We start from the raw sequence: 14,551 nt of genomic DNA, 5'->3' as shown, positions 1-14,551 counted from the left end.
CAGCCCTCATTACTCACCTCACACGAGAGCCCACATCAAATACATACAGTCATATCGAATCCATCTACTGACAACATTCCCCAGTTTGGCAGCATTCATCACCCTCACGCCATTACCCATCAAACAGGTGATTCCCACCTTTAATGCCACGCGCCATTTCCTCACTTACATCATGATTCACCCACGCGCCATTTCTCTTACTCCCATCACTTCTCTTAGTCCAATTACTTCTGTTACTTCAGTCATTTCTCTTACTTCAGTCATTTCTTTTATTTCCGTCATTTCTGCGGAGGCAGAAATCTACCCAAGTCGCGCACAAAAACTAAACCGCGACCCTAGCCCGCGCAAACTGGCTCGATAAATTCGCTTTAGGCATGGACATGGATACCAAAGAAACCGTTCGGAAAGGATAACTGCCCAATAGCGACCCATTAAACAGAGACTTGAAACTATCGACTCTTTCGATATGCGCTCGGTGTCATTTTTTCGGTTGTTTTAAACGTTCGGCTAAATGATGAAATACTGTTAAAGCCAGCAACATCACTGATTTCTGTGAGGGAGTAATCAGTAGTGGATAATAACTTTTTAGCTAAATTCATTCTAATCTGTAGTTTTATTTCACTATAACTAGTTCCTTCAGATTCTAGTCGCCTGAATAGCGTTGACTTACTCATGCCAACATGGTGTGTTATATAATCCAGCGTGGGCATTTGCTGATTTTCAGTTAAAAATAAATTAATGGTGTTTGTGACAATCTCTGTATTTTCTTTTTTATCTGTATACACAGAGTTGTCTTGATTCAGTATTCTGTCTAAATAGGGATTGTACTTGCTGTTTTCAGTGTTGAATTCCTTGATTGAAAACCGAATGATGCTTTGCAAGTTATTGGTGAGTCCAAAGTCATTTCCGGTAAGTCTTTTGAAATTTTCACTATCTCTTATGCCATATTTATTAAACCAAATATGAATATGTTCTCTTTTAATGTCAAATATCTCATGAACTAAATGAAGTAATATATAAAAGGCAGATTGAGGTGAGGTAAAGGACTCTTGCTTATTTATGAATTCATGATAAAGATAGAAGTAATTATTATCATGACTGATATCAAAGTGGTGAGTGCTAGAGTAGATAGCGCTTTCTGCTTTAAAACGGTATAAAAAATCATAGAGTGTTTTTGAGTTGTAAATTTTCAGCAATCTATTGCGATGATTATCATCAACAAAACAATAGCCGTCTATTTTGTTTTCAAATAAAGATAATTCGTCTTCCTTTAAAAAACCAGTTTCATCGCAAAGTTTTAATAGCTTAATAAAAGAGTAAGAATTAATATACGAATCACAGTATATATTTCTAGTGCTTAACCCTATTTCTTTATCAATATCTTCTTTTGATGCTTTCCCAGACGTGATCAGTCCAGAAAGGTAATATTCAACCACATGCTTATCATATAAAATTTTCATAATAAGTCCCACCTGTAATGAATTTTAATTATTCAAGCTTTGTAATTTTACGTAACCCCATTGTAACACCATGTAACGCGGGGGATAGTAAATAAATGACAACATGTAAGAAATATTAATTTGTCACACAAAATAAAGTTGTGAGTTCAGTCACCATAATATACCGATGAACGATTATAACAAAAAGTTGAATTATTTTGTACAAGTTTGTTAATCGAATGGTGTTATAAATTCCAGTGAAATAACAACTGATGTCAGATGATTATTTTAATTAAAATGACACGCAACAATTACCAATTAATAACTTGGAATTAAACATAATTAAACTAGGGGTATCATTATGAAAAATGTTAAACAAACTATTCTTGCTATAACAATAGGGAGTTTATTTGTCAGTGGCACTGCAACAGCAAATGAATTATTCGACTTTACTGGCTATGCACGAGCAGGAATAAGCACAACTTCGGACGGTGGTGAGCAAGGTTGCTTTGGTTCGGGTGCTGACGGTCATTATGCCGGTCGTTTAGGCGATGAGTGTGAGACCTATATGGAACTCGGCTTTGGTAAAGGCTTTGAACTGGACGGAGATAAATCGGTATACGTGAATTCTCGTTTGTCTTATGAGACCGCGCAAGGGGCTCAATTTAATGATTACCAATCTGGCACTGAACCCGGTTCACCATCCTCTGCTTCAGATATTGCCCTAAGAGAAATCAATGTCGTCGCTAACGGTTATCTCGATTTTGCACCGGAAGCGTCTATTTGGGCTGGTAAGCGATTCTATAAACGCAGAGATGTAGGATTGTTGGACTTGTTCTATCTCAACAATTCAGGCTATGGCGCTGGACTGGAAAATGTCTCTACTGGGTTAGGTGATTTTTCCGCTGCATGGATGGTAGCCGATCAGGACGCCTTTGCTGGAAAAGCAAACGCTTCGGGTTTCCGAGTCGTTCAGGTGAATAAATTAGATCTACGTCTCGACAATATCGAACTTTCTGATAATGCAAAACTGGGTCTAGCCATGATCTATGGAAGTGGTGACTTGAACAACTCTCAGGATGTGGCAAAAGAGCCCAGTGATAGTGGTTTCTTTTTGAGTGCATATGCTGATTACTCAGTATTTGAAGGCACACATACCGCGGTTATTCAATATTCTAACGATGCGATGGCTGATTCTGCATGGTCAAATGCCAGTGGCAGCAAAGTGGAAACTTATGCGACTTGGGAAGGCAATTTAGACCACTCGTTGAGATTTATTGCCTATGGTAATCAACCTATTTCAGAAACATTAAAGTTTGATTACTCACTGCTCTATGCGCAAGCAGAAACGCTTTCCAGTGTGAATGTCTCTGAAGATAAACCGTATCGATTGAGCATGGTTATCTCCCCTTACTACCAGTGGGATGATGTTCATGCTACACGTTTAGAACTGGGTTATAGCCAGCAAAAAGAGAGCTACAACGTCGAAGATCAGGACCTTTATAAAATTATGTTGGTACAGGAGTTCAGCCCTCAACTCACCGATACCTTGACGCCTATGTTGCGTGCTTATGCTGGCAGTTTTTTTGGTAACGTCGCTGAAAATGAAAGAGGCGCTAACAATGACGGCGAAGACGGCAATATCAGATTTGGCGTTCAAATGACGGCTTCATGGTGATTGATATGTTTAAATTTAATAAATATATAGCGGGCATTGCGATAACGGCTATAGCGTCGATATCCCTGACTGCCTGTAATGGGTCTGAAAACTCCGGAGCAAGGGACAACAATGTTGATATTAGCACTGACGCTGAGTTTTTAGAGTTTCCAAATGGCTTTTTATGGGGGAGTGCAACATCAGCCTATCAGGTAGAAGGCGCATGGGATGTTGGTGGTAGAGGTTATACCAACTGGGATCTCTATACTCAGCAATTGAATATGGCTAATGGTGAAACCGGTAATGTCGCGATTGACCAGTATCATCGCTACAAAGACGATATCAAGTTAATGGCGGAAGCCGGACTTAAATCGTATCGATTTTCTATTGCTTGGTCGCGGATATATCCAACAGGAATGCCGTTTGTGACCGATGAACTTGGACAGCCTGTTTTAGACAGCAGCGGTAATCTGCAACCTATTCCGCCTAATGCCGAGGGTGTCGCTCATTATAGCGATCTAATTGATGAACTCATTAAGAACGATATAGAACCGGTCGTTACACTATTCCATTGGGATATTCCCGTTGGATTGTGGGCTGCCGGCAGTTTCAATAATCGCTTTGTTGTTGATATGTTTGCCGCATATTCTGAAGCGGTATTTAGAAACTATGGTGATCGGGTTAGCAAGTGGATCACCATGAATGAACCCTTTGTCAATGCAACAATGATTGAAGGAATCATGGCGGTCATGATGGAGGAGATGGCAGCGGGTGGAGAGACGAGTCTCGACGCTATGATGGCGATGATGAAAGATCTGCCACTTCAAAGGCTATATGGCTTGCAAATGAGCTACATTCACCATTATTTATTAGCTCATGCGAGAGCGGTAGAAATTCAGCGCAATCTTGAAGCATCTGGGGACATCATCGAGGGGGATATTGGTATTTCGTTTGATTTGGGAGTTGCAAAACCGGTGAGTGATTCTGATGCCGATAAGCAAGCAACCGCTTTATATAATGCACTTAAAAATGACTGGTTCGTCTTTCCGATCACAAGAGGTTATTATCCGGCAGAGCCTTTAGCGCGATTACGAGCCGATGGCTATGATTTTAATTTTTCAGAACAAGTATTAGCTGATGATCTGGCTTATATCGTGGAGCAAGGCTTAGATTTTACGGGAGTTAATTACTATACCCGAGTGGCTGTTTCAGCAGATGTCACTGATGGGGATTTTGGAGGGAATGCCTCTCCTATGAATGGTAATCTCTGGGATGCAGCGTATGTGCATTATGTTACAGAATATCCCAATTCGGAAAATGGGATTTATGATCCACAAGGTTTCTACGAAACTTTAATGTATATCGATAATGAAATAGGGGGTAAACCAGTCCTGATTACCGAAAATGGTGGGGGTTATCGGGTTGAGGATAAGTTAACTAATGATGGAAAGGTTCATGATACTTTGCGAACTCGCTTTATTAAAGGTCATATAAAAGCGACATGGCAAGCCATTAATGATGGTGCAAATGTTATTGGTTATACCGCTTGGTCGTTATTTGATAACTTTGAATGGTTTAATGGATATAATGGTCGCTTCGGTATGATTTATATTGATTATGAAAATGACCTGAAACGCTATCCTAAAGACAGTTATTACTGGTACGCCGACACCATTGAGAAAAACGGAGTCGACAACGATTAAAGTTAAATAACCTTGCCCTCTTGTTAATTATGGTTAACAAGAGGGCTATTTTATTATGGTGATATTATGAAAAAAGTCATTATTCTCTCTGCTTTATTGGTTGTGTTAACCGGATGCAATAACGATGATAAAGACACTTCGATAGACTCAAATTTTCAGGCTACAACAACCGTAACAACAGAATATGGAACGATACAAGGTATCGATGATTTAGACGGGAGCGTTCTTTCATGGCTTGGTGTGGGTTATGCCAAACCACCCGTGGGGGATTTAAGATGGAAGGCTCCACAAGAGCCGGATGAATTTCATGATGTGATAGAGACAAAACAGTTTCGTGATGTCGCATTACAACTTGCAGGCAGCGAGGTAATCGGTAGCGAAGACAGCTTATACCTTAATATTTGGCGACCAAATAGTGATGAAGCAAACCTCCCCGTCTTACTGTTTGTTCATGGTGGTGGTAACGTAACGGGTTCCGCGCAAGAATTTATAGGTAATAAATTAGCACTACAGACCAATAGTGTTGTTATCTCAATCAGTTATCGTCTAGGCGCGTTAGGTTGGTTTAGGCATCCTCTTTTAAATAGCAATAGTAATAGCAACAACAATAGTAATGAGCTTGATCAGTCCGGTAACTTTGGCTTACTGGATATTATAGAGTCGCTTGAATGGACCAATAGAAATATTACTTATTTTGGTGGCGATCCGGAAAATATCACATTAGCAGGTCAATCGGCAGGCGGGACGAATGTCTTAGCGGCTTTGATTTCTCCGTTGTCTCAAGGCTTGTTTGAAAAATTAATGGTGCTTTCTGGTGGCATGACCCTTTCTACCGTCGAGCAGGGTAATGATAGAACGATTGAAGCCATCACAAAGTTAGTGATAGAGAATGGTGAAGCAGATAGCGACGAAGACGCATTAGTCTGGATTGAGCAACATGATGATACCTTGAGCTATCTAAAACAGCAGCCAGCCGAAAAATTGCCTGGGTTATATAACAGTGCCTCTCTTTCGATGGATGGAACCGCTTACCTTTTCCAAGATGGCGTCGTTGTACCTGAAACGGGTTACGATGTCATTGAGTCTGGAGACTACAATCAGGTGCCCGTGATATTAGGAAGTGATAAGCATGAGTACTCAATGTTTGCTCTGCTCTCCGATCCTGCTGTTTTTACCGCTTTTGTCACCGGAACCTTGTTTAATAGCGAGAACAGCGCTCTATTGGATTCTTATCTGAAAGCGTCAAAATATGGCAGCATGGTTTATTCAGCCTACAATGCGGAAAAGAATGCCAGAAAGTTGGTCAGTTATGACGGTCAACCGCCTGTTTATGGTTTCAGGTTTAGCTGGGGAGAGCAGCCTGATGTTGTAAAAGAGCCATTTAACTCGCTGTATTTTAGCGCCAGACACGGAGCGGATATGGATTTCATCACAGGACACTTCTCTGAAGCGGTAAACGCTTCGCTGGGAGGAGCGCTCTATTTTGAAGAAAACGAACTGGGACGAGAAAACCTGTCAAAAGCGATGATGGATTATATCGGCGCATTTCTACATTCTGGTTCACCTAATAACGGCAATAACCCTCACTGGTTGAGTTGGGGAAAACAGCATGAACAGCTATTAAACTTGGACGCTGATCTGAACCAAACTGTCATTAATATGACTTCCGAGGTTTACAGCAAAGATGAAGTTCTATCGTTAATGCAAAGTGAGCTTTCAGAAGATGAAATGAATAATATGATCGATATTCATTTTAAAAATAAGAATATATGGAATCTATGGGAGTAACCGTCAGCTTATAGCCGTTAAGTTAAGGGTGGTCATCATTCGTTGACTACCCAGCAACTTAGGTAACATTAAGGTTGATGACCATCAAAATCGCATTCTAGATGGAAACGCGATAAGTGCAATGAATGACAAGCTAATGTTTTAGCAGAAGATTGTTTTATCAAACTATTGTTTTATCAAACTAATGTTTTAGATGACTCAATACAGTCTGCAAAACAGTGTCTATTCATTGCACTTCATTATCGGTTTAAATCGTTAGCTTACCTTGTTCTGCTCCGCCTTACAGACTGCCGCGGTAAATACTACGTCGGTAGAACTGTTAAGCGCCGTCTCGGCAGAATCTTGAATCACACCAATGATAAAGCCAACCGCAACAACCTGCATTGCCACGTCATTGGAGATACCAAATAGACCACAAGCCAGTGGGATAAGCAGCAATGAACCGCCTGCCACACCCGATGCGCCACATGCCGATACCGCTGCAACGATGCTAAGCAGTAGTGCGGTCAGGAGATCGATTTCGATACCGACTGTGTGTACCGCTGCTAAGGTTAGTACCGTAATCGTGATCGCCGCACCTGCCATGTTAATGGTGGCACCTAATGGGATCGAGACAGAGTAAGTGTCTTCATCAAGCTTAAGCTTTTCACACAGTGCCATATTCACCGGGATGTTGGCAGCACTTGAACGCGTGAAGAAAGCCGTTACGCCACTTTCGCGTAGACATTGCAGCACCAGTGGGTACGGATTCTGTTTGATTTTGACATAAACAATCAGAGGGTTAACCACTAACGCGATAAATGCCATTGCGGTCAGAAGTACGAGAAGTAGCTGCCCATAGCTGGCAAGAGCCGAAAAGCCAGTGGTAGCAAATGTGTTGGCAACCAGACCAAAGATACCAAACGGAGCTAAACGAATAATGAAACGCACGATCTGTGAAACGCCGTGACTCAAATCTTCAAATACCGCTTTAGTGGTGTCAGATGCGTGGTGAAGCGCAAGACCAAGACCAATTGCCCATGCCAAAATGCCAATATAGTTCGCATTCATAATGGCGTGTATCGGGTTATCCACCAGTTGGAACATCAGCGTATGCAATACTTCGCCAATACCTTGTGGTGGAGTTCGACCTTCTGCGCCAGCTACCAAAGTGAGTTCGGTTGGGAATAGGAAGCTAAGGGCGACGGCAGTCAATGCCGCAGAGAAAGTCCCTATTAAATAGAGGATAACGATAGGACGCATATGCGTGGTTTGGTTTTTTTTCTGGTTAGCAATCGAAGCCGCGACCAAAATAAAGACCAAGATCGGTGCTACCGCTTTTAGCGCGCCGACAAATAGACTCCCCAACATGCTGACGCTCTGTGCAGCGCTTGGAGAAGCGAGGGCAACAATGACCCCCAATACGATACCCGCGAGGATCTGTAATACAAGATTTCCATTGGCATAGCGGGCTACTAGACCTGTGCTTTGCATTGTGTCTGTCCTTTTATCATGTTATTTGATTGATGTGTGTTTGCAGGTCAAATAGTATCCTGACAAAATTATGTGTCCAGTTATAAATGTTAGTTAGATAAAATTAATGTAAATTGAGGTAAATCTGGTGAGTTGTGTTGCATAAAGGTTAAGGATGCAACAGGTTCGCTAAGTGATTAAAAAGCCTCCAACTATCGAATGATCAATTGGAGGCTTAGGTGTTTGAAGGCTATATATGGGGTGACTTTCCATGGGTAGCGATTTCTTGCACTATTTCTTCTGCCAAATATCGGTTTCAATGTCTTCTTTGCCTTCACTCTTTGTTATCTTTATATATTTGATTCTATTGACCCATCCAGAACTGACAGCAATCTCCAACTCAGCGGCAAGCGACAGCGACTTTTCGTATCTAGGCAGTTCATCGGCATTTGGCAGTGTTGTATCCATGTTTTTTGCCATTTTGGTAAGTGCTTCATAAACCGCTTGTTGAAGTGCGTCTTGGTCAACTTCCTGGAACCATGAGACTTTTGCTATGTCGGCCTCTTTGTCTATACTTTCCAATGTTAATGTCATTTTTGCTGGAATGGGGTCTCCCCCGAATATATTCGGTGAAACGCCATCATATACAATAGGTTCATCTAAGTTGTACTTGACTCCCGATGCAACAAAATAAAGCCGAACGCTACGGGTGGTAATATTAATCGCTTGCTCTTTGGTCTCGTACATTGACAAAATTTGTTGTTTTACAGCTTCTAATTGCTCTTTAGATAAGACATCTTCCTTACTAAGAATGCTCATTAGATTATCAACTATCGTAAAAACCCTATCTCTCATTTCTGCCCAGTTTTTAACGTCAAGAAGCTCACCGTAACGGTTAACAACCAGTTTCATCTCAAATCCATTAAGTATATTTGTAATTGTTAGTACAATAGGATTTTCGGTTATCGTAGGATCATCAAATGTTGTTTCACCAAATTTCCAGCCCAATAGATATCCATCGCCTACTCGTTCTAAGACCGAAATAGTGATATCTGAATTAGTTGTGACCTCATAAGGGTCTCCACGAAGAGAAATCTTGCCTATTTTGGTTACGGTATAACTCTGACTGTCACCTACCTTCCAGTTCAGTTTGCTATCAAATGTATTTTGCTGTGCTGAGACCGAGAGTGCGAAACTAAATAGAGAACACAATAAGAAGAAAGCGTATAGGGACTGTTTTATGTGGTTATCGATAATTTTCAATTTTCTATCTCCACTGTCGTTGCATCGTATTTATTACCAACTTTAAGCTTCGACTTTCACAAGTAAAGTGGTTTTCCTATTGTGGTGCGTACTCGATTGAAAATAAGAAAATTACTACTCCAAAGGGCTGATAAAATTCATTTAAAATGCCGCAATACTGACAAAATAATGTGTCTGGTTTTAAGAGAGTGTTAGATAAAATTAATTAAATGGGGGCGGATTTGGTGGACCGACTCGCGTAAACGTTAAGAATGTAACCGGTTCGCTAAGTGATAAAAAGCCTCCAACTATCGAATGAGTCAGTTGGATACTTGGGTGTTTGGAGCTCATTAGCTTACCATCTCTAAAGAATTGTACGCTTATTCGGTTTTAGCGTTCAGCCTGCTAAGCCGCTATATTGGTAACAGTTTTTAATTAATCTTGTAGCGTCACTATTATGCCTAGCTCAATCAACATAAGCAGCTCCTACAATCTTGCGCCATTTCTATTATATTTTGAGAAAAAGGGTATTGAGTGGAAGAAAGTCGCCTTTGAGTATGGCTTCCCAGAAGATTTGAAGGGAAGCAATTATTGGTTATCGTCATTTCAAGTGATGAGTTTTCTGAACGCTATGATGAGGCAATCAAATCAAAATATTGGCTACGATGTTGGACGTTTGATTACAATAGAGCAGATTTCGCCGCAGCTTTTAGACCAGTTTGCACAGTGCAATGACTTGGTTCAGGTGATTCACCGTCTCATGGATGTTATGCCGACCTTGAACAATTATGTTGTCGTGTGGACCGAGAAAATTGATGACAAATGGTACTTATGCCATCGAGGACCTTACCATCCGTCTTTGCCAGGGTACGATCAAGCAGAATGGTTTCGTACCTTTGCGTTAGTGTCTTTGTGCCGCTCGTATATTGATAATGCATGGGATCCAGCTTCGATATACATGAGCTTTTCAAGTCACCTAGCAAAGGGCTATGCCCAGCCATTAAATTCCACAGCGCTATATTTTGGGCACGCTTTTGGTGCGATAGAGATCCCCTTACCCAATGACTTTTCTGCTATCCATTGGGTCGGCAATCAAAACTGGCTAACCGATATCAACGCTTTGATAAGCACTTATGCGGTATTGCCTTGGTTCAATATAGAATGGCTATCACACCTTATTGGCAGTTCGTCTCGCTCGTTGCAGCGCAAACTTGCCGAGCAGGGGCAAACCTTTCGCTGTTTAAGAGACGAGGCTCGCTGTCGGGTAGCAACGAGATTGCTTAGCGAAAATCTCTCCCCGTCTGAAACTGCATGGCGATGTGGCTACAATGACTTATCTAACTTCAACCGCGCTTTTAAAGGGTGGGTCGGGCAAACACCTGCCCAGTATCAAAGACAGGCGAGCAAATAGGAAAAGAACCGTGCCTTGTTAATGAGGTGGACGAATACAAACTATAAAAGCGCCCTTTCTAAATTCAGAAAGGGCGCTTAGTTTTAAAATGTGGCTTAGGAAAAACTAGTTTGCCACTTCACGTCGGATAGCTTGACCCGGCGCGACCTCGGTGAGCAGCTCACCATTTTTCACCACAAACTCACCATTAACCAGTACGGTATCTATACCGGTAGAGATGGCCGAAGGTGCTTGATAGGTCGCTTGGTTATCTACCGTTGCGGGATCAAAAATCACAATATCAGCGTCCATTCCTTCTTGAATACGACCTTTCTTTGCCATTTGTGGTACAAATCCATCGAGTACTGTTGCTGGCATGTAGCTCATTTTACGTATTGCTTCCTCTACCGTTAACAGTCCTCTTTCTCTTACGTAAGAGCCCAAAATCTTGGTAAATGTGCCACTTGATCTTGGGTGTGCAAACGCTTCTTCTGGCAACGGCCACTGGTCACCCTCGTAATAGCTTACTTTACCGTCATCAATCAGCATCCAAGGCATGGAGTCTGACTCAATTAATACATTAGGGTGGATAATTGAGCGATCTAATGCTGACAACTCATTTGGGATGGCTTCGTCTAAGAAGTGCCAATTGATTACCGTGCCGGGATCGCTTTGCTGTCTAGCAAGCATTTGCTCATTGTCTAGGCGCTCAGTGCCTAGCTGAATGCTTTCTTCTTGAAAACCTAAACGCTCTTTCCATTCAGGACCGCTAAACATGGCCGCTCCAATTACAGTACTCGCAGCGCCCCAAGGATAAGCTCCAGCTGTCACGTGATAGCCTTGCTTAGTGGCTTCATCAAACAGCTCTAGGGTTGCATCAATGTCTTTTAGCGACGTACTGTTGATATGATTGATGTGCATTTTTGCACCAGTAAGTGCGGAGTTTGCAATCAATTCTTGAATCGCCTCAAAGCTGCTGCCGGGCTCTAGCATGCTGGCGTATCGTACATGAGTGTATGTCGCGACATTGTGTTTTACCGCCAATTTTGCCAGTGCATGATACTCCTTGCGACCATAACCTGGTGCGTATCCTGCGTTAATACCAATGCCAATTGCGCCTTCGTTTAAGCCCTTTTCAACGTAGTCGATGATCTGTTCAAATTGTTCGTCAGTGGCGATATCATTTTTCCAATTATCGAGCCCTTGTGCCGCCTGGAAGTACTGCAAATTGGCTTCTGGCTCAGTGCCAGTAAAGGTGGCAACACGAGCAAAAGTCCAAGCCGCTGATGCGCCATAGTTAATGGGCAGGTTCTTTTTCGCCTGACCGTCATACCAATCGCCAATAGGCAAAATACCCGACTCTAGCTCCAAAGCGGTTGTCACACCTTGCTGAGCTTGCATGCGGTAGCCACTAATGTTTTGACCGTGGTGGTGAAGATCGATGAACCCTGGTGACACAATGTGTCCACTGGCGTCAATGGTTTGCTTACCCGTTAAAACGTCTTGGCTGATGACTTCAATGGTACCTTTATTAATACCGATATTTCGGACATCGCTAAGACCAGTTTCTGGGTCGATGACGTGACCTCCAGAAATCACAAGGTCGTACGAGGTCGCCAATGCACTGCCGCTCGTGGCGATGAGTATCAAAGGCATTGTGATGACTGGGATTGATCGTTTCATAATGTATCCTAATAGATCGTTACGTGAATGGGGGACTTGCAGGCTCTAAGAGGCTTAGCTGATGACTCCGCATCTAAAATCAGTAGTTTCAAAAACGATGATGTCTCAATGATGACGGGATCATTTAATCAACAAGAACTGGCATACCAAGCGTTTTAACTACTCTACATAGTTGACGGTCGTTGCTTTCATTGTATAGCCAGTACTGACTACTTCGGTGCCATCAACAAATGAAATCGGTAAATCTTGTTCGTAGGCTTTTATGTCGCCCGACACGGTGATGACTTTGTACAAGTCTTGTAAGTTAAAGCCTTGGTCAATATCGACAATTATAGTTTGGTTAGCCGGTGGAGGCGGTGTATGAATACAGGCTCCTGCAATGGGCACCAGCAAAAACTTGGTGGTGAGCATGCCATCCATCTCTAACGGGACAACAAAGCCTGGAATGGTGACCTTTCTTAAATCCAACTTGGTATTTACCGAAGTAAGACGCTGATGCTCGATTTCCAATGCTCGCGCTCGTAGTGCAAGCAATGTATTGGCATCGAATCCAGCTTGTTTAAGTTGTAACGTGTTGTGTTGTAGATCGCGCTTTTCGTCTTCAGTTAGCGCTCGTGTCTGACTGTTGGTTTGATGATTTAATACCGCAAACAACTGGTTCACTTGCTGTTGATTAAGTGCTGGAACCTCAATATTTTCTGACGGAGGAGGAATCAAGTCTTCCCACATGATCAGTTCGTTTGACAGGGCGCAGGTACTCAATAATACAGTCAGCATTGAGCAAAATTTGTAAATAGTGTTCATAAAGTCTCCGAATTCATTAGCAACTTAAAAATCCGTATCCTTTGCTGCGGTATAAGAGAATGTTAGTGGGTATTTGAGAGCTTGCGTAGGTCATTTTGCGCCACAATGCGGAAGTTAGATACACCACCAAAATCAGGACAGGCATATTAAAAGTAAATCTAACAACAACTCCAAATCCATTTTCCTTAGATTCTAACGTATGGTGTTTCTGAGTAAGGTTAAGCTAATAACCTTAAAAAATGAGGGAAATGCTAGAATGACAGCCACGCGAAAGCTCAGCTTTCGTTGCTGATGCCAGTTAGAGGGTTTATCAATGACGTTACGTTATCCAAGCGAGTAGCCACACATCCGCTGCCGTTGCATCTTCGCTATTGCTGATGGAAAGCTGGCTTTGCTGCCAACTAAAGTCGCTCGCTGTCTTTCTAGTTGAGTACACACTTTGAGCCACTCTTGTTGCGTAAGGTTTAGCCTTTCCAAAAGTGGCGGTAAGTCGGCATTAATACTCGTTCTTCCTTGCCTAAATTCTCGTCCAGTCCAGTCGACCAGTTCAAGATAATCCATCAGTCTGAAAGGGATCCCAGCTAACGTTTCATGGGTTGCGTTTCCAATAAATGGGTGAAGACACGGAGCGGTGGGTTGCCCACGATTTAGAGCCTTGAGGCGGTCTTGAACTGAGGTATAGTCTGATGTTTCTGGCTTTTTAGCCGTGCCTGCTCGAACAGGATTTAAGTCGGTATAAGCCATGGCAGCAAGTAGCGCTTTTTCGTCTAATAGTGCCTGACTTTTGTAGCGACTTTCCCAGAAGTGTCCTGTGCAGTCCTCCTCTCGATTCGCCTTCATCGCAATGTCAAAGTTCAGCTCGCGCATGAACCAGCTAAGGCTGTATAAGCGCTCTCGCCACTGCTCCACGATTTCATTGGCTGCGTTTAACTCGGCAACACTTTTTATCTGATTTGAAAGCAAACGCTGGATTAGCACGGGTTTTGTATGAAGCTGACTCCACCGCTCTATCACATCAAAGTCCGACAATGCTTCCGCCTGTTGTTGGTTGATATGTACCACCACATGATAGTGATTACTCATCACAGCATAGGCACAGATGTCGATACAAAAAACTTGGCTTAGTTGCTTGATTCTGGACTGTATCCAGCCCCGTCGATGCTCATAACTGGTTTGTGACTGCTCATCATAACCGCACAGAAATGTACGGCGAACACAGCGGGAAACGCAGTGATAGTAAGGTGTGGCGTCTAAACACACTTGCTGACTTCTGGCTTGGGTCATGATGGGCTCCAGCGGTGGAATTTTCACCAATATAGCCCGCCAGTTGATAAAAATCTGAATCACCACAGAGTTTTACGAGTGAGTTTGAAGTTTTATGAAATAACAGTTT

General features: G+C 42.5%; 11 protein-coding genes. 5 read left to right on the top strand and 6 right to left on the bottom strand.

The annotated features are described in order from the left end of the window. Window positions 1-85: 85 nt before the first annotated feature. Window positions 86-361, top strand: a complete 276-nt coding sequence (locus L9Q39_RS19745) for a hypothetical protein (RefSeq protein WP_237486924.1) — start codon at window positions 86-88, stop codon at window positions 359-361. 88 nt (window positions 362-449) lie between these two features. On the opposite strand, the gene L9Q39_RS19740 is transcribed toward L9Q39_RS19745, so the two are convergent. Beyond that, on the bottom strand, window positions 450-1,460 hold the full coding sequence (locus L9Q39_RS19740) for a helix-turn-helix transcriptional regulator (RefSeq protein WP_237486922.1): 1,011 nt from the start codon (window positions 1,458-1,460) through the stop codon (window positions 450-452). Window positions 1,461-1,800: 340 nt separating this feature from the next. On the opposite strand from L9Q39_RS19740, the gene L9Q39_RS19735 reads away from it, so the two are divergent. From L9Q39_RS19735 to L9Q39_RS19725, 3 genes are all read left to right on the top strand, one after another. Beyond that, a complete protein-coding gene (locus L9Q39_RS19735; RefSeq protein ID WP_237486919.1) occupies window positions 1,801-3,117 on the top strand; it encodes a carbohydrate porin in 1,317 nt (438 codons plus the stop codon). Between the two features lie 5 nt (window positions 3,118-3,122). Beyond that, entirely contained in the window at window positions 3,123-4,799 is a 1,677-nt protein-coding gene (locus L9Q39_RS19730) for a glycoside hydrolase family 1 protein (protein ID WP_237486917.1), read from the top strand. 66 nt (window positions 4,800-4,865) lie between these two features. After that, the gene (locus tag L9Q39_RS19725; protein ID WP_237486915.1) at window positions 4,866-6,587 is read left to right on the top strand and encodes a carboxylesterase family protein; all 1,722 of its coding nucleotides are present in this window, start codon (window positions 4,866-4,868) and stop codon (window positions 6,585-6,587) included. A gap of 255 nt (window positions 6,588-6,842) precedes the next feature. On the opposite strand, the gene sstT is transcribed toward L9Q39_RS19725, so the two are convergent. Continuing rightward, complete coding sequence (sstT, locus tag L9Q39_RS19720) at window positions 6,843-8,060, bottom strand: serine/threonine transporter SstT (protein ID WP_237486913.1); 1,218 nt, start codon at window positions 8,058-8,060, stop codon at window positions 6,843-6,845. A gap of 270 nt (window positions 8,061-8,330) precedes the next feature. Next, window positions 8,331-9,302 carry a hypothetical protein gene (locus L9Q39_RS19715; RefSeq protein ID WP_237486911.1) on the bottom strand — a complete coding sequence of 324 codons (972 nt, stop codon included), beginning with the start codon at window positions 9,300-9,302 and terminating at the stop codon, window positions 8,331-8,333. A gap of 610 nt (window positions 9,303-9,912) precedes the next feature. On the opposite strand from L9Q39_RS19715, the gene L9Q39_RS19710 reads away from it, so the two are divergent. Next, window positions 9,913-10,692: a helix-turn-helix domain-containing protein gene (locus tag L9Q39_RS19710; protein WP_237486909.1), complete on the top strand. Its 780-nt coding sequence runs from the start codon at window positions 9,913-9,915 to the stop codon at window positions 10,690-10,692. A 105-nt stretch (window positions 10,693-10,797) separates the two neighbouring features. Here the strand turns inward: L9Q39_RS19710 and L9Q39_RS19705 are convergent, their stop codons facing one another. The 3 genes from L9Q39_RS19705 to L9Q39_RS19695 form a co-directional block, all read right to left on the bottom strand. After that, on the bottom strand, window positions 10,798-12,354 hold the full coding sequence (locus L9Q39_RS19705; RefSeq protein WP_237486908.1) for an amidohydrolase family protein: 1,557 nt from the start codon (window positions 12,352-12,354) through the stop codon (window positions 10,798-10,800). A gap of 159 nt (window positions 12,355-12,513) precedes the next feature. Further along, complete coding sequence (locus L9Q39_RS19700) at window positions 12,514-13,158, bottom strand: DUF3299 domain-containing protein (RefSeq protein WP_237486906.1); 645 nt, start codon at window positions 13,156-13,158, stop codon at window positions 12,514-12,516. 324 nt (window positions 13,159-13,482) lie between these two features. Continuing rightward, complete coding sequence (locus tag L9Q39_RS19695) at window positions 13,483-14,442, bottom strand: transposase (protein WP_237486904.1); 960 nt, start codon at window positions 14,440-14,442, stop codon at window positions 13,483-13,485. Window positions 14,443-14,551 lie beyond the last annotated feature (109 nt).

Origin of the sequence: Vibrio hippocampi, from assembly GCF_921292975.1 — a bacterium.
Taxonomy (GTDB): Bacteria; Pseudomonadota; Gammaproteobacteria; order Enterobacterales; family Vibrionaceae; genus Vibrio; species Vibrio hippocampi.
Note: the sequence above shows the minus strand (reverse complement) of the source record. Positions and strands in the feature narration are given on the sequence as shown.